This window comes from Rhodococcus sp. MTM3W5.2 (assembly GCF_001984015.1).
In the GTDB taxonomy this organism is placed as follows: Bacteria; Actinomycetota; Actinomycetes; order Mycobacteriales; family Mycobacteriaceae; genus Rhodococcus_G; species Rhodococcus_G oryzae.
Window position 1 is genome coordinate 1,527,202 of record NZ_CP019572.1, and the last position, 17,334, is coordinate 1,544,535.

The window sequence follows — 17,334 nt, forward strand, 5'->3', positions numbered from 1 at the left end:
GAGGAACTTTCATGTCCGGTCTGATGATGCGCCGCGCGGTGGCGGCGGTGAGTGGTGCCGCTCTCGCGGTGCTCGGTCTCGGGGTCGGTGTCGCGTCGGCGGCGCCGGGCTCGGTGACCTGGGATGACGGAAACGAGCGGATCACCCGCACGATCAGTGACGTCACCCCGGCCGCAGGCGACACCATCACCTCGAAGACCGTCTTCGACCGGACCGGTGGGGTTGTCGAGTACATCCAGCAGGTCAAGGACATTCATCCGCCGTGCCTGACCTATGTGGACGGCTCCGCGAAGGTCGACGGTTCCGGACAGGGACTCGACAGCCAGGGCGCCGACTTCGCGAAGGTGTCCGGCAGCTGGGCGCTCTACCCGAGTATCTCGCCGAACCTGCGGACCTTCGAGTTCTCCTACAAGGTGGGTGCCGACTGTGCCCGCGGCGTGCCGCTGATGACGACGGTGCACTACTCCGGAACGCTCGGCAGCGGCACCTATGAGGGCAAGGGGCCGACGGTGTCGGTCCGCAAGAACGCCTCGACCACGACGCTTGCCCCGGTGTCGGGCGCCACTGTCGGGCAGGCCGTGCAGCTGACCGCGACCGTCGCCGGCGGCGCCCCGGGCAATGTGGTCGAGTTCTACGACGGTGCCGCGAAGATCGGCGAGGGCCCGCTCGTCGGCAGCGCAGTGACGGTCGGCTGGACGCCGTCCACCGCCGGCGCGCACAACCTGTCCGCGAAGTTCCTCCCGACCGCCACGGCCGAAGGCTCGCAGTCGGCCGTCCAGGCGGTGACGGTGTCGGCTCCCGACGCGGCGACCACGACCACGTTGACGGTGCCTGCGGCGGCGAATGTCGGTGCGGCTGTTGAGTTGAAGGCGACGGTCGCTCCGGCTGCCGCGGGTGGCACGGTGCAGTTCAAGGACGGTGCCGCGAACATCGGTGGTCCGGTTGCGGTCAATGCCGGTGTGGCGACGCTGTCGCACACCTTTGATGCTGCGGGTGCGAAGAGCATCACCGCGGTGTACTCCGGTGGTGCCGGTTTCACCGGTTCGACCTCGGCCGCGGCGACGGTGACGGTGTCGGTGCCGGATGAGGCGACGACCACCACGTTGACGGTGCCTGCGGCGGCGAATGTCGGTGCTGCGGTTGAGTTGAAGGCGACGGTCGCTCCGGCTGCCGCGGGTGGCACGGTGCAGTTCAAGGACGGTGCCGCGAACATCGGTGGTCCGGTTGCGGTCAATGCCGGTGTGGCGACGCTGTCGCACACCTTTGATGCTGCGGGTGCGAAGAGCATCACCGCGGTGTACTCCGGTGGTGCCGGTTTCACCGGTTCGACCTCGGCCGCGGCGACGGTGACGGTGTCGGTGCCGGATGAGGCGACGACCACCACGTTGACGGTGCCTGCGGCGGCGAATGTCGGTGCTGCGGTTGAGTTGAAGGCGACGGTTGCTCCGGCTGCCGCGGGTGGCACGGTGCAGTTCAAGGACGGTGTCGCGAACATCGGTGGTCCGGTTGCGGTCAATGCCGGTGTGGCGACGCTGTCGCACACGTTCGATGCTGCGGGTGCGAAGTCGATCACCGCGGTGTATTCCGGTGGTGCCGGTTTCACCGGTTCGACCTCTGCTGCGGCGACGGTGACGGTGTCGGTGCCGGATGAGGCGACGACCACCACGTTGACGGTGCCTGCGGCGGCGAATGTCGGTGCTGCGGTTGAGTTGAAGGCGACGGTTGCTCCGGCTGCCGCGGGTGGCACGGTGCAGTTCAAGGACGGTGTCGCGAACATCGGTGGTCCGGTTGCGGTCAATGCCGGTGTGGCGACGCTGTCGCACACGTTCGATGCTGCGGGTGCGAAGTCGATCACCGCTGTCTATTCGGGTGGTGCCGGTTTCACCGGTTCGACCTCTGCTGCGGCGACGGTGACGGTGTCGGTGCCGGATGAGGCGACGACCACCACGTTGACTGTTCCGGCGACGGCGAATGTCGGTGCTGCGGTTGAGTTGAAGGCGACGGTTGCTCCGGCTGCCGCTGCTGGCACGGTGCAGTTCAAGGACGGCGCCGCGAACATCGGCGGCCCGGTTGTGGTCAACGGTGGCGTCGCGACGCTGTCGCACACGTTTGATGCTGCGGGTGCAAAGAGCATCACCGCGGTGTATTCGGGTGGTGCCGGGTTCACGGGTTCGACGTCTGCTGCGGCGACGGTGACAGTGTCGGTTGCCGATGTTGCGACCTCGACGCAGTTGACGGTTCCTGCGACGGCGTTCGTGGGTGCGCCTGCGGAGTTGAAGGCGACGGTGTCGCCCGCTCCCGCCGGTGGCACGGTGCAGTTCAAGAACGGTGATCTGGCATTGGGTGCTCCGGTGAATGTGGTGGACGGTAAGGCGGTTCTGTCGCATACGTTCGCTGCTGCTGGTTCGCATGCGATTTCGGCGGTGTTCTCGGGTGCTCCCGGTTTCCTGGGTTCGACCTCTGCGGTGCAGTCGGTGTCGGTTCCGGTTCCCGATGTGGTGACGTCGATCGTGTTGACGGCGCCTGCGACTGCGGATCGTGGTGTGGTGGTGGAGTTCTCGGCGGTTGTGTCGCCGACGCCGAATGGTGGCACGGTGCAGTTCAAGGACGGTTCGACCCCGATCGGTGGTCCGGTGAATGTGGTCGACGGTAAGGCGAAGTTGTCGCACACCTTCGATTCGCCGGGTGCTCATTCGATCTCGGCGACGTACTCCGGGTTTGCGGGTTTCTCGGGTGCGGGTTCTCAGGCGAGCACGGTGACGGTGGCCGGTGCTGGTGGCGGGTCGGTCGGTTCCAGCCAGTTCGGTTCCTGAATCTCTAGGTCTGTTTCGATCCAACAATGCTTTGTGCTGCAAATGGAGGAACTTTCATGTCCGGTCTGATGATGCGCCGCGCGGTGGCGGCGGTGAGTGGTGCCGCTCTCGCGGTGCTCGGTCTCGGGGTCGGTGTCGCGTCGGCCGCCCAGACGTCGGCGACGGTGACGACGACGAACATCGTGGCGACGAAGACGTTGCTCGGTGATGGTTCGGTGTTCCCGGGTGAGGTGGTGACCTACCGGACCGAGTTCTCGGTCAACAGCATCATCGATCGGTACCTGAACAAGATCACCGATGTGCATCCGGCCGGGTTCGAGTACGTGCCGGGCAGTGCGAAGGTGTCGGCGGCGTCGACGTCGGCGGTGACGCCGAGCGTGGATGTGGCGAACAACCGGGTGTCGGTGTCGAATTCGCTCAGTGCGTGGATGCTGTCGAAGAACGTGAACCGGACGGTGTCGTTGGAGCTGTCGTACAAGGTTCCGGACAACGCGCCCGCGGGCACGTTCGACAGCGGTCTGACGTTCGACGTGAACACCTTCGGTTCGACGCAGGTGTTCAACCCGATCGGCGTGACGATCGACGTGCAGGGCCCGGCCTCGACCACCACGCAGCTGACGGCTCCCGCGGCCGCGACCGTGGGTGTCCCGGTTGACCTGTCGGCCTCGGTCTCCCCGTCCGTCGCGGGCGGTACGGTGCAGTTCAAGGACGGCGATGTGAACATCGGTGCGCCTGCCAATGTCGTGAACGGCACCGCGACGTTGTCGCATGCGTTCGCCACGGCGGGCCCGCGCAGCATCACCGCGGTGTACTCGGGCGTGCCGGGATTCGCGGGTTCGACCTCCGCGCCCGCGACGGTGGCGGTATCGATGCCCGACGTCGAGACCTCGACGGTGCTCAGCCTCGCGAACGACGCGCAGACCGGCGTCCAGGTGAGCCTGGTCGCCGCAGTGACCCCCGCCCCGGCAGGCGGCACTGTGCAGTTCAAGGACGGCGACACCCCGATCGGTGGCCCGGTGGGCGTGGTCGACGGCAAGGCCACGCTGTGGTTCACGTTCAACACCGCGGGTGATCACCAGATCACCGCCGTGTACTCGGGTGCGCCCGGCTTCAAGGCGTCGACCTCCCAGGCCACCGCGCTCAAGGTCACCGGGGCGAACACCGGCGGCACCGGGTCGCTCGGGTTCGGCTCCTGACCAGCAGGGCCCGGTCGCATTCAGTTCCACACGAGCACCTTGGAGGAATTCTCATGTCTCAGACGGTGATGCGCCGCGCGGCGGCCGCGATCAGCGTGGCGGCAGTTGTCGCCCTCGGTCTCGGAGTCGGTGGGGGTGTCGCGTCGGCGGCGCAGACGTCGGCGACGGTGACGACGACGAACATCGTGGCGACGAAGACGTTGCTCGGTGATGGTTCGGTGTTCCCGGGTGAGGTGGTGACCTACCGGACCGAGTTCTCGGTGAACAGCATCATCGATCGGTACCTGAACAAGATCACCGATGTGCATCCGGCCGGGTTCGAGTACGTGCCGGGCAGTGCGAAGGTGTCGGCGGCGTCGACGTCGGCGGTGACGCCGAGCGTGGATGTGGCGAACAACCGGGTGTCGGTGTCGAATTCGCTCAGTGCGTGGATGCTGTCGAAGAACGTCAACCGGAAGGTGTCGCTGGAGCTGTCGTACAAGGTTCCGGACAACGCACCCCTGGGTACGTTCGACAGCGGTCTGACGTTCGACGTGAACACCTTCGGTTCGACGCAGGTGTTCAACCCGATCGGCGTCTTCGCGACAGTCGAGGCACCGGACACCGCCACCACCACCGGGCTGACCGTGCCCGGTTCCGCGGTGGCGGGCGACGTCGTCCCACTGTCTGCGACGGTTGCCCCTGTCCCTCGGGCGGCACCGTGCAGTTCAAGGACGGTGACACCCCGATCGGAGCGCCCGTCAACGTCGTGGACGGAAAGGCGATGCTCCCGCATTCGTTCGATACCAACGGGGCCACCGAATCACCGCGGTGTACTCGGGCGGCGGACGATTCCTGGCGTCGGTCTCGCCGACCCTGACCGTCAACGTGTCGGGCGGCACCGGGGATGGCGGCGGAACCGGTTCGGCCGGGCTGCCTTTCGGCTCCTGAACACGTGAACTACAGGGCCCCGCCGACACTCGGCGGGGGCCCTGTCGTGTTCAGGAGGGACCGGGTGCCTCGAGAGCGCGCCTGCGACGCGATGACGTGGTTCGATGGGGTGTGGCAATTGCACCGATCCGGCTCGAGGTGATCGTCGGAAGCGTCCGTGTCGGCAGGTTCGCGCCCGTCGTCGCCGATTGGTTCGTGCGTCGGGCGCGCGCGCACCGGGCCTTCGATGTCGGTGTACTCGACCTCGCCGACATCGCGCTGCCCGCCGATCTGTCCGACGGCCCCGAGGCGGATGCCTTTCGCGAACGGGTAGACGGCGCAGCGGCGTTCGTGGTGGTGACCCCGGAGTACAACCACGGGTATCCAGGCGCGCTGAAGAACGCGATCGACACCGCGAAGGAGCAGTGGCGGGCCAAGCCGGTCGGTTTCGTCTCCTACGGCGGGCTGTCGGGCGGATTGCGTGCCACCGAACAGCTACGTCAGGTGGTCGCCGAGGTGCACATGGTCTCGATCCGCCAGACCGTCAGTTTTCACCAGGCGCGCAAGCGATTCGGTCCGGACGGCGAGACCGAGGACGGAGCCGCGATCGACGGTTCCGTCCGAATGCTCGATCAGTTGGCGTGGTGGGCCGAGGCGCTGCGGACCGCGCGCGCCGCCGACCCGTATCCCGGCTGACCGCTGCTCATCGGGCCGGCTGAAGCGGGCGGGTGGCCCTCGGCCTGCCGATGAACGCGGTCTCCTGCGCGATGGTGACCAGCACCAGGTCGACCTGATTGCCGTCGGCGCGGAGGGTGACACGGTCGCCGCTCGCGCCGGGCTGCACGATCGAGATCTGCGGATCGATCGCCGACGCGGGCTCGTGCACGTCGCGTACCCGGATGGTGGTGACCCCGGCGCGCGGCGGCACCGGCTCCACCCCGTCGAACAGAACCGCGGTGAAGGTCGGGTCGAGCCGGGTGGGGTCGTCGATCAGCCGCAACCGGTCGGGGGTGGCGATGGAATCGATCAGCGAGCCCCACACCTGGGGACGGTCCGAGTGGATCTGGATCCGGGCTCCCGTCGCGATGGCGCGGAAGACCAACTGCTGCGCGAGATACAACTCGCCGAGCACGTCCACGTACTCGATCTCGGGCCCCACGATCCGGGCCGTCAGTCCGTGCCCGTAGTTGTCCGAGCCGATCAGCTGCCCGCACCCGGACAGCGGCAGGGCCAGGGCATCGAGCTGCGCGGCGGAGAAATCCGTGAACGGAGTCAGCGAGTCGAGATCGGCCGAGGCAAACGGCAGGTTGGAGATCAGTCCGTCGGCCTGCCTGCCCTGCATCGAGATGAGTCCGGGGAGGTCGAGCCGCTCCGGCAGGGTGCGGGTGGTCATCCGGCAGGAGGCGGCGACCCGGACCTCGCCCGCGCGGGTGCCGGGACGCAGCCGCACGGTCACCGTGGTGCCGAGGCTCGAGGGTACCCACAGCTTGGCCAGCAATTCGTCGGACAGCGCCCGTGGATCGATCGCATAGCCGGTGTTGCACACGCCGGGCAGCGGAGTGTGGGACCAGGAACGGGCGAGCGAGTCGGGCCGTACGCCGCGGGTGATCTGTGCTGCGGCGGAGGTTATCTCGCCCGCTGTGAGCAGCCGAGACGGGCAGCCAGCCTCGGACAGCGCGCGGACGATCCGCAGTGCCGCGACCGATGCGGCCCGCGCGGCACCGGTGGTGCCGCCGCCGCGTCGCGTGACTGCGTCGGACTGGGCGGTCGCGTCGAATCGAACCGCGAGCCACACCGTCCGCTGGGCCATCGCGGGCAGCGGACCCACCAGGTGGTCGTACACCTCGGTGGCGGGGCTGCCCGCGCTCGCGCGATATCCGTGACTGACGATGTCGATGCCATCGAGACTGATGTCGTGCTGGGTCATCGATTCGGCAAGGGCGAGCACCGGCAGCCGGTGGACCGATTCGAATCCGTCGCGGGTGACCTGAGTCAGGTTGCCGGGAATCGGCAGCACCTCGATGACCGCGACCACCGACCCGTCGTCCCAGTGCAGCCCGACCACGGGACCCGACGGGGCGCGGAAGTCGGATGTCTCGCCGAGGCGGCGTTCGCGCCGCAACAGATACCGCCATCCGGTGGCCGCCCAGTCGAGTACGCAGCGTCCGCCGATCGGGATCAGGCCGAGCAGCGCGACGGCCGCTCCGACGGCCACGGCCGGCCACCAGGTCGCACCGAAGCCCGCCGCCGCTGCGCCTGAGCCTGCGCCCAACAGCTGCGCGATGACCAGATTTCGGATCGACACCCTCGGCACCACACGCCGACGCCGCCCCCGCCGTCGAGACACGATCTTCCCCCATCCCCCCTGATCCGTGCGGTCCCCGCCGCTCGGTTCTTCGACAGAACTGTACTGTGTCCCTCCGTAGTGCGCGCCAAACGGGGAGGGATCATGGCAGCACAGCCGACCACGCGTTGGCAGGTCAACGGGTATCGCTTCTTGGTTCGTCGGATGGAACACGCCCTGGTTCGCCGGGATGTGCGCATGCTGCACGACCCGATGCGAACCCAGTCTCGGGCTCTGACCGTGGGGGCGGTCCTGGCCGTGATCGGACTCGCCGGATGTGGAGCGCTGGCGTTGATCCGGCCGCAGGACAAGATCGGTGACGCGCAGATCGTCGTCGGCAAGGACTCCGGGGCGATGTTCGTGATGGTGGAGGACACACTCCATCCGGTGCTGAACCTGGCGTCCGCCCGACTGATCGCCGGCGACGCGGCGACCCCGGTGATCGTCAAGGAGTCGGAGCTCGGCACTCGTCCGCGCGGCGCCCTGATGGGCATTCCCGGTGCGCCATCGGCACTTCCGCACGGTAAGCCGACCGCGTGGACGGTGTGCGATTCCATCGCCTCGGGTGGCACCAAGGCGATCAGGACCGCCGTCGTCGCGGGCGACCCTGAGCTCGGTGAGAACGTCTCGACTCTTGCCGACGGCCAGGCTCTGCTGGTGACGGGGACGGACGGCACCTTTCTCGTCTACGACGGCAAGCGAGCCCGGATCGACCCGAACAATCGCGCGGTGTCGCTCGCATTCGGATTGGACGGAGTCGAGCCGCGGCCGGTGAGCCCCGGCCTGCTCAATGCCATCCCGGAGGCGCAGGCGATCGCGCCGCCCGAGATCAGTGGTGCGGGCGAGCAGCCGGACTATCCGGTGCAGGGCAAGACGATCGGATCGGTGATCCGGGCTAAGGACGCCCAGGGCAGCAAGTCCTACGTGGTGCTGCGCGGTGGGCTGCAGCGGATCAGCCAAGCCACCAGCGACCTGATCCGGGCGTCAGACTCGCAGGGCAGCGCGGAGGCCGACGAGGTCACCCTCGATGTCGTGTCGCGCCCTCCACAGGTGAACGACCTCGCGGTGTCGACCTTCCCGGAGACGGCGCCGGAAATCGTCGACATCGACAGCAGTCCGGTGAGCTGCCTGTCCTGGCAGCCGATCGAGGGGGCCGACGAATCCGACGGGGGTCTCAACGCCACCGTCACGGTGATCACGGGGAATGCGCTCCCGCTCCCGCGCGACGCCGAGATGGTCTCGCTGGCGCAGGCGGACGGCACCGGCCCCCTGGTCGACACCGCATACCTGAAACCGGGTAGCGGCGGGCTGGTTCAGGCCACGGGTATGGACCCGTCCAGCGAACGCAAGGGTGCGCTGTTCTTCGTGGCGGACACCGGTGTCCGTTACGGCATCGAGAACGTGGACGCCGCAAAGGTTCTCGGGTTCACCGACGGGAGCGTCACGGCGCCGTGGTCAATCGTCGGACTGCTCGCCCCTGGCCCGATGCTCGGAAGAGAAGCCGCCTTCCTGGCGCACGACGGGGTCGCCCCCGACGATCAGCCCGTCGACGTCTCGCCGCCGTCCCGCTGAAGCCTGCGGCGCAACGGGAACGAGGCCAGCAGCCCGAGTCCCAGCAGCGCAACGACGCCGCCCGCTCCCGCCATGGCGACCTTTCGTGGACGGTCGTCGGGCGGCGCAGGCGCTTCGGGGATGGCGATCGCGGTGGACTGGGATTCTTCCGCGGGTACGGAACCGGGAAGCTCCGCAGTCACCGCGGCCGCCGGGTCGATGACGCCGTGTCCGACGAACGGATCCCATCCGTCAGCAGGCGAGTGCGCCGTCTGCTCGATCCGGTCCATGACCTGCCGGGCGGTCAACTGCGGGAACCGAGCCCGGATCAGGGCAGCGGTTCCCGCCACATAGGGAGCGGCAAAGCTGGTGCCCTGAACCGAGCCGCCGTTGACGGAATTCGTCAGCCCGGTCGGCTCCGGCCTGCGCGGGTCGAGCGAGGTGATCTCGGTGCCGGGCGCGGCGACATCGACCCAGGGGCCGGGGACGGTGAAGGGGGACGGTGCGCCGCCCTGGTCGACCGAGCCCACGGCGAGCACCTGGTCGTCGTACCAGGCCGGGGTCGCGATCGTGGTCACCGAATCCCATGGATTCGCATGGGGCGTGGCGGGGTCCGGTGGCGGGTTCGATGCCTTGCAGGCCTCGCTGTCGAGGTTGCCCGCCGCGGCGACCACGACGATGTCCTTGATGCGGGCGGCGTAGTCGACGGCGGCGCCGAGCGCCGCGCTGTCGCGGTCGCCCGCGGGGACGCATGCCACTTCGGAGATGTTGATGACAGTCACGCCGGGGAAGTCCGCGGCGTGCCGGATGGCCCGGGCGAGGGTGCTCACGTTCCCCACACCCTTCGCGTTCTGGCCCTCGGCGTCCTTGCGGCCGTCGGTTTCCCGATAGATGTTGCTCGACTGCCGGATGCTCAGGATCCGGGCATCGGGAGCGACGCCCGCGAACCCGGTCTGACCGTTGCGATTCGCGGCGATGATGCCCGCCACCAGGGTCCCGTGTGCGTCGCAGTCCTGGGTGCCGTCGCCGGTGGAGACGTAGTCCCCGCCGGGGATCAGTCCGGGCAGGCGGCTGTGCCGCTCGACCCCGGTGTCGATCACCGCCACCGTCTGACCCCGCCCTGTGCTGAGCGGCCACACCGACTCCAGGTCCAGTGCGCGCTGCGGCGGCGGCACCTGTGCCAGATCGGCGGCCGGCTGCGTGGTCGAGCAGGGGTCCCTCAGCTCGGTCTTTGGTCCGGACGGCGCCGAGTTCGGCGGCACCCGGCCGGGGTCGATCGACGGCGGGGGGACCGCGATCGCGGTCGCCTGACCGAGCGACACCGCGAGGGCGACACCGGCGAGCGCGATCGGGATCCGTCGTGCGTTGCCGCTCACAGGCCGCGCATCATCGTGAACAGCCCGGACACCCAGCAGACCAGCGGGACCACAGCGGCGATGGCCGCGTAGTCGAGCAGTTCGACGCAGCGACGCAGGACCGGCGAGAAGGTCTGGTTCGGCGCGATGACGCCGAGCGTCAGCGCGAGACCCGCTACGACAACTGCGAGCGCGAAGACGCCGACGGACTGTCCGGGATTGGTGACGGCGGCGCCGACGAGGAGCATCAGCACGATGGCCGCACCGCCCCCGATGAGGGGTGCCGCCTGCTCGGCACTGGCGTAGGTGCGGCCGCGGAGCATCAGGACTCCCGCGCACACGGTCGCGAGAATTGTCCCGGGCCAATAGATTCCGCCGTCGGCAAAGACCTTGGCGGCGACCAGGGCGCCCACCGCGGTCAGTGCGGTCATCGCGCAGACGAGGCCGGTGAGGTACTGCCGGGCACGGGCCGCTCGCAGCGCGAGGGAGGCGAACGAGGGCAGCGCGGCATCCGGCTCCAGGGCCTCCTCTTCGATGTCGACCGCCGAGCCAGGTGCGGGCACCGGTGGCAAGGGGAGTTTGGCCGACAACATCGCGATTCGCGGGGCGACCGCGAGCCCGACGAGCGCGACGGCCGCGAGCACCGCACCGATCGCGTAGGTGGGCTGTTCGGTCAGCGTGCCGACCGCGGCGGCGGCGGACACCGGCAGCGCGGCAGCCGCGATCCCGGTGAACAGCGAGAGACCGACGCCGCTGATCCGCAGCGCGAGTGCGGCGGCCGCACCGCAGGTCACAACCCCGAGTAGCAGTCCAGGGGCGCCGAGTCGGCCGGGCACCATCAGGGCGCCCGCGGTGAACGCGAGTGGCATCGCGCATCCGCACAGCACCGCGGCCGCGGCACGGTCGAGGTAGATCCGGCTCACGACGGTGCCTGCCGTGATCAGCAGGGCGGCGACGAACAGGGCCGCGAACGCGCCGAGCAGGCTGTCCGATTCGGCGCGCGCCAGCAGCAGAGCCCCTGCGCCTGCCACCGTGGCGAGAACCGCGACAGCGCTGCCCATCACCCGTGCCGAGAGCGGGGTCCAGCGCCGGTACCGGTCGGCCTCCAGGGCCGCGACGTTGTGCATGATGTCGTCGAACAGGGGTGCCGGGGCGCTGGTCGGCGCGGACTGCAGGACCAGCAGGTCGCCGTCGCGAACTCCGTGCTCGCCGAGGCTGAGGGTGGCCGACAGCGGTGACTGCCCGATCCGTGCCAACACCCACTCGGTGGGCTCGAAGGGCTCGGCGGGTGTGGCGAAGTCGTTTGCGATGCTGTGGCTTTCGATCATGTCGACGATGCCGGGAATGATCAGAGCCAGCGGCACCCCGAACGGGACCGCGAGGTCCACCTGGGTGTGATCCGCCAGGATCGTCAGGCGACACAGGTCGGTGCGGCCACCCCGATGTGCGTCGGCCGGCGACGCATCCACGCGCGCAGCGGTCATTGTTCGTTTCCCCCAAGAAACTCGGTGTGCAGGGCCCCACCTGCACCGATCCTCGCCTAACGGGTGCACTCTACGACATCGGGCACCTCGGCCCGGCGCCGTGGGGCGCGCGCGGGATGGGCTAACCTCTCATGGCTCGAGGTGTCGACCCAGGGGAGTGGGGTCCATTTCGGGATTGCCAAGCGGAATCTGGGGGTGAACGCGCGTGAGCACCGTGCGATTCGTACGTAGGGCGCGCCGAGAGGTGCCGCGCACGCCGGGAGGCGAGCTGAGCCTGCAGGCGCCGCCCGAGATCCCGAAGATCATTCCCGGCAACCTGCTCACCAAGCTGCTGCCGGTGGTGATGGTGGTGGCGATGCTCGGCATGGTCGCCCTGATGTTCACCTCCGGCATGGCCGCCAACCCGATGTCGCTGCTGTTCCCGGTGATGATGGTCGTCTCGATGCTGGGGATGCTCGCGGGCGGGGGCGGAAAGGGCGGGGGCGCCAGGTCGGCGGAGGCGAACGAGGATCGCAAGGACTATCTGCGCTACCTCGATCAGCTGCGCAGGGACGTCTACGACACCGGCGACAAGCAGCGCGCGGCGCTCGAGTGGAGTCACCCGGATCCGAGGTTCCTGTGGACGCTCGCGGGGACCGCGCGGATGTGGGAGCGAAGGGTCGCCGATCCGGATTACTGCCACGTTCGGGTCGGCCGAGGCAGCCAACGGCTGGCGACCCGCCTGATCGCGCCGGAGACCGGCCCGGTGGAGGACCTCGAACCGGTCGCCGCGGTGTCGCTGCGACGATTCGTGCGCACCCATTCGGTGGTCCACGAGCTGCCGACCGCGGTATCGGTGCGCGGTTTCGCCGCCATCGGCGTCGACGGTGACCGCCAGGCGGCCCGGGCGATGGTGCGTTCGATGCTGGTGCAGCTGTGCACCTTCCACGGTCCCGATCAGCTGCAGGTCGCGGTCGTCTGCGGTCCCGACACCGCTCCCGAGTGGGAATGGGCGAAATGGCTGCCGCATTCGCAGCATCCGGAGGCGCAGGACGGGGCGGGCACCAGCCGGATGTTCTTCGGTTCGTTGATGGAGCTCGAGGCCTCGCTCGGGCCGCAGCTGGCCGTGCGCAACCGGTACTCGCGCAACGCTCCGGCCACTCCCGGGGTGGCGCAGATGATCGTGGTGATCGACGGCGGGATCCTGGACGGCGAGTCCATCATCGACGGCGGACTCGATTCGGTGACGGTGCTCGACCTCAGTGGCTACTGCCCGAAGCTCGCGGCGAGCCGCGGGATCCAGCTGGTGATGGATGGCGAATCCATCGGTGCACGAAGCGGTTCCGGGATCGAGATCTTCGCGGTCGCAGATCAGCTCAGTACCCATCAGGCGCAGACCGCGGCCAGGCGGCTGGCCCCGTACCGAACGGCGACCCAGCAGACGACCGATGCGGTCGAGGACGGTCAGCCGGTGGCGAGCTGGCACCACCTGCTCGGTATCCCGGATGTCGCCACTCTCGATCCGGAGGTGGCGTGGGCGCCGAGGACCGCGCGCGAGCGGCTACGCGTACCGATCGGCGTCGGCATGGACGGCTCGCCGGTCGAGATCGATCTCAAGGAGGCCGCCGAGAACGGCATGGGCCCGCATGGGCTGTGCATCGGCGCGACCGGATCGGGGAAGTCGGAGTTCCTCCGCACCTTGGTCCTCGGGCTGCTGGCCACCCATTCGCCGGAATCGTTGAACCTCGTGCTCGTCGACTTCAAGGGCGGCGCCACCTTCCTCGGACTCGAGGGTGCACCGCACGTCGCGGCGGTCATCACCAACCTCTCCGAGGAGTTGGCGATGGTCGACCGGATGAGGGACGCGCTCGCGGGAGAGATGAACCGCAGGCAGGAGCTGCTGCGTTCGGCGGGCAACTTCGCGAACGTTTCCGACTACGAGAAGGCTCGTGCCGCAGGAGCCGACCTCGCCCCGCTGCCCGCGCTGTTCATCGTGGTGGACGAGTTCTCCGAGCTGCTCAGTCAGCAGCCGGAGTTCGCGGACCTGTTCGTTGCGATCGGGCGGCTGGGCCGGTCACTGCACATGCACCTGCTGCTGGCCAGCCAGCGGCTCGAGGAAGGCAAGCTGCGCGGGCTCGACAGTCACCTCTCCTACCGGATCGGTCTCAAGACGTTCTCCGCCAACGAGTCCCGCACCGTCCTGGGTGTGCCCGACGCATACCACCTCCCGGGCACGCCGGGCTCCGGCTACCTCAAGTGCGACTCCGCCGAGATCGTCAGGTTCGCGGCCGCCTATGTCTCCGGTCCCTACCTCGGTGGACGATCGCGGGCGGCGATCGAGGCCGCCGCGTCCCCGATCGACCTGAGGCCGCGTCCGTTCACCGCCGCACCGGTGTCCGACCTGATCGTCGATGTCCCGGCCGCGCTGCCGCCGAGCGACGCGGACACCGCGCCCGAACCGAGCGGGTTGACGGTCCTGGAGACGGTGGTGGACCGTATCCGTGGACGCGGGCCCGCCGCCCACAACGTGTGGCTGCCCCGCTGGAGGCCCCGCCGACCCTGGACTCGTTGTTGCCGAGATCTGTTCTGGTCGAGCCGGTTTCCGCGGTCAGTATGCTGCGGGCGCCGATCGGAATCGTGGACAGGCCCTACGACCAGCGGCGCGACGAGCTCGTGGTGGATCTCTCCGGCTCCCAGGGCAACATGGCGATCGTCGGCGGACCGCAGTCCGGCAAGTCGACGGTGCTGCGCACCGTGATCATGTCGATGGCCTTGGTCCATTCCCCGAGCAGGTGCAGTTCTACTGCCTCGATTTCGGTGGCGGCACCCTCGCAGGCCTGGCAGGCCTCCCGCATGTCGGATCGGTCGCGAACCGCCTCGACGTGGACCGGGTGCGGCGCACCGTCGCCGAGATGAACTCGATCGTGCGCCAGCGCGAACACCGCTTCCGAGAGCTGGGCATCGATTCGATGGCCGAGTTCCGGCGGCTTCGTTCGCTCGACCCGTCCACCGGCGGTCCTGCAGCACTGGGCGTGTCCGAGGACCCGTTCGGCGACGTGTTCCTGGTGATCGACGGCTGGCCCAGCATCCGGCAGGACTTCGAACCGCTCGAGGCGCAGATCGGCGCCCTTGCCGGTCAGGGACTCTCGTTCGGCGTGCACGTAGTCCTCACGGCGTCCCGATGGGGCGAGATCCGCCCGGCGCTCAAGGATCAGTTGGGCACCCGGATCGAGCTCCGGCTCGGCGACCCGTCGGATTCGGACGTGGGCAGGCCCAAGGCATCCCGCGTGCCGGAGGGGCGACCGGGCCGCGGTATGACGCGAGAGGGACTGCACCTGCTGACGGGGTTGCCGCGGGTGGACGGGAACCCGAGCAGCGCCGACCTCACCGCGGGCGTCGCGGATGCCGTCGCGCGGATCTCGGCGGTCACCGTCGGGCGCGCCGCACCGCCGGTGCGAATGCTCCCCGAACGATTCCCGCGCGCCGAACTGCTCGCGATGGCGGCGCCGGGCAGGCCGCCCGCGGGCGACGGCGGGTGTCTCCGGATCCCGATCGGCATCGACGAGGCCGAATTGGCCCCGGCATTCGTGGACTTCGCGGAACAGCCGCACATGCTCACGTTCGCCGACAGCGCGTCAGGCAAGACCACGCTGCTGCGCGGGATCTGCGCGGGCATCATGGAATCGAACACCCCATCGCAGGCCAAGATCATCCAGATCGACTACCGGCGGACCATGCTCGGGGTCGTCGAGGGCGATCATCTCGCCGGGTACGCGCCCAACTCGGTGACGGCTACCAAGTTCATGAACGAGCTCGCATCGATCATGGAGACCCGGATGCCCGCACCCGACATCACCATCCAGGCGATGCGCGACCGGAACTGGTGGACCGGACCCGAGATCTACGTGGTGGTCGACGATTACGACCTCGTCGCCACCTCGAGCGGGAATCCGCTGACCCCGCTGCTCGAGTACCTGCCGCACGCCAACGACATCGGCCTGCACCTGGTCATCGCCCGCCGTTCCGGCGGCGCGGCCAGGGCGCTGTACGAGCCGATCATCGCGCGGTTGCGCGACCTCGTCCCGGCGGGACTCGTGATGAGCGGAAGCCGCGACGAGGGCAACCTGATCGGCACCGTCCGCCCCAGTGAGATGCCGCCTGGCCGAGGCACTCTGGTCACCAGGGCGGGTGCCTCCCTGGTGCAGGTGGCGTGGCTTCCGCCGCTGTGATCGAGGACGGGGTGCTGGCCATCCACCTCACCGAGTCGACGGTGTGGGGGTGCCACGCAGGCGCGTACTTCGATTGCCCGGCAGCGGTGTACGCCGACTCCTTCGGTCTGCGGTTCGGGGACCGGGCCTTCGCAGCTGGAATCGCCGATCCGGAGTCCTTCGAGCCGTACCCGATCAGGTATGTCGACGACGAGTACCTCTCGCTCGGCGATCGGGTGTTCCCGATGGACGAGGTGCTGGCAGGGGTGCTGGGGCATCTGGTGGCCGGACTCGGGGTGCGCACCGCGCCGGATCTGGTGGTGCTCACCCACCCGGCGCACTGGGGTCGCGGTCGTCGGCGGGCCCTTGTCAAGGCAGGCCGCGGCATCGGCAAGGGGGTGCTCCTGATCAGTGTCCCTGAGGCGCTGGCGCGGTGGTCGCCCGAGCCGATGCCGACAGGAAGCGCGGTGCTGGAGGTCGGGTTCCTCGAGACGACGGCCTCGGTGCCCGGTGCCGACAGCGACGACTGCGTACACCGGGCGGAACTGGGCTCGTCGGATCTGCGTGACAACCCGGATGTGGCGGGCGAGTTCGCCGCGGCGATGCGTGAACTGTGCCCCGAACGACCGCCGAGAATTCTGGTGACCGGCGAACTGCCAGGAACGGCTGGACTCTCGATCGTCGATGCGATCGAGGCCGGGTGGGATCTGCCGGTGGTGGCGAGGGTGGTCCCTGGCTCCGCCGCCGCGGCGGGTGCGCTTGCCCGTGGACTCGACGTGGTGGCTCAGGCCCCGGCGGCGCCCGAGACGATCGCGCCGGTGGTGCGACGATCGCGGTGGGACACCGTCGGCCGGTGGGGCCCGCTCGTCGCGGCCGGTGTGCTCGTGGTCGCGGCGATCACCGCGGTCATCGTCGTCGCGGGAGACGGCGATCCTCGCGGATCGGCGGAGCCGGAGACGGAGTTGCAGGCGCAGTCATCCGCGCGCGCAGGCCGGGTGAGCGTGACCGTTCCCCTTGGTTGGCGCGAACGCGTCGACCGCGGCGACGCGGCCCGGGTGGAGCTGGTGCCGGAGAAGGGCGCGGTCGCACGAATCCTGGTCGTGGCGCAGGAACTGACGCCTGGGGCCGATCTCGAGGCGGTGGCGCACACCCTGCGTCGGCGCGCCGAGATGCGGCAGGAGACCTTCACCGCGCTCGAGCGGGGCACCGTCGACGGGCGGCCGGGACTTCTGTACCGGGAGAGCCCGGACCCCGATACCGAGGTCCGGTGGTCTGTCTTCGTCGAGGACGGGTTGCAGGTCAGTGTGGGCTGCCAGATCTCGCCGGATCGGTGGCTCGACCTCGCCGACCCGTGTGAGCAGGCAGTTCGGTCGACGGTGATCGCGGGCCGCTGAGCGTGTGCCTGCTCGCGGAAATTGGTTCGGATTCGATGGAACCGAACGGCCCGGCGCGCGCGTCCAACTATCTGTAGGCGCGGTCCGTCTCAGTCCAGAGG

9 protein-coding genes and 1 pseudogene are annotated in these 17,334 nt (G+C 69.1%); 7 read left to right on the forward strand and 3 right to left on the reverse strand.

What is annotated here, in order from left to right; all coding sequences use genetic code 11:
* The first annotated feature begins 11 nt into the window (after positions 1 to 11).
* From BTZ20_RS06990 to BTZ20_RS07005, 4 genes are all read left to right on the forward strand, one after another.
* Positions 12 to 2,813 carry a beta strand repeat-containing protein gene (locus BTZ20_RS06990; protein WP_189636607.1) on the forward strand — a complete coding sequence of 934 codons (2,802 nt, stop codon included), beginning with the start codon at positions 12 to 14 and terminating at the stop codon, positions 2,811 to 2,813.
* A 56-nt stretch (positions 2,814 to 2,869) separates the two neighbouring features.
* Positions 2,870 to 4,009, forward strand: a complete 1,140-nt coding sequence (locus BTZ20_RS06995; protein ID WP_077040859.1) for an Ig-like domain-containing protein — start codon at positions 2,870 to 2,872, stop codon at positions 4,007 to 4,009.
* 53 nt (positions 4,010 to 4,062) lie between these two features.
* Positions 4,063 to 4,947, forward strand: coding sequence for a hypothetical protein (locus BTZ20_RS26660; RefSeq protein ID WP_145982239.1), 885 nt, complete (start codon positions 4,063 to 4,065; stop codon positions 4,945 to 4,947).
* A 103-nt stretch (positions 4,948 to 5,050) separates the two neighbouring features.
* Positions 5,051 to 5,614: an NADPH-dependent FMN reductase gene (locus tag BTZ20_RS07005; protein ID WP_077040861.1), complete on the forward strand. Its 564-nt coding sequence runs from the start codon at positions 5,051 to 5,053 to the stop codon at positions 5,612 to 5,614.
* A gap of 7 nt (positions 5,615 to 5,621) precedes the next feature.
* On the opposite strand, the gene eccE is transcribed toward BTZ20_RS07005, so the two are convergent.
* Positions 5,622 to 7,223 (reverse strand): type VII secretion protein EccE, encoded by a 1,602-nt coding sequence (gene eccE, locus BTZ20_RS07010; protein ID WP_262982551.1) that lies wholly within the window; start codon positions 7,221 to 7,223, stop codon positions 5,622 to 5,624.
* Between the two features lie 144 nt (positions 7,224 to 7,367).
* On the opposite strand from eccE, the gene eccB reads away from it, so the two are divergent.
* The gene (gene eccB / locus BTZ20_RS07015; protein ID WP_077043542.1) at positions 7,368 to 8,834 is read left to right on the forward strand and encodes a type VII secretion protein EccB; all 1,467 of its coding nucleotides are present in this window, start codon (positions 7,368 to 7,370) and stop codon (positions 8,832 to 8,834) included.
* Here the strand turns inward: eccB and mycP are convergent.
* Both mycP and eccD read right to left on the reverse strand, forming a co-directional pair.
* Positions 8,801 to 10,189 carry a type VII secretion-associated serine protease mycosin gene (gene mycP / locus BTZ20_RS27810; RefSeq protein ID WP_223263664.1) on the reverse strand — a complete coding sequence of 463 codons (1,389 nt, stop codon included), beginning with the start codon at positions 10,187 to 10,189 and terminating at the stop codon, positions 8,801 to 8,803. The two genes, eccB and mycP, sit on opposite strands and share 34 nt — an antisense overlap.
* Positions 10,186 to 11,652 (reverse strand): type VII secretion integral membrane protein EccD, encoded by a 1,467-nt coding sequence (gene eccD, locus BTZ20_RS27815; protein WP_077040863.1) that lies wholly within the window; start codon positions 11,650 to 11,652, stop codon positions 10,186 to 10,188. The genes mycP and eccD overlap by 4 nt, the downstream gene beginning before the upstream one ends.
* 205 nt (positions 11,653 to 11,857) lie before the next feature.
* On the opposite strand from eccD, the pseudogene eccCa reads away from it, so the two are divergent.
* A pseudogene (gene eccCa / locus BTZ20_RS07030) lies at positions 11,858 to 15,860 on the forward strand (type VII secretion protein EccCa).
* A complete protein-coding gene (locus BTZ20_RS07035) occupies positions 15,842 to 17,233 on the forward strand; it encodes a type VII secretion-associated protein (RefSeq protein WP_145982240.1) in 1,392 nt (463 codons plus the stop codon). The pseudogene eccCa and the gene BTZ20_RS07035 overlap by 19 nt, the downstream one beginning before the upstream one ends.
* The last annotated feature ends 101 nt before the right edge of the window (positions 17,234 to 17,334 follow it).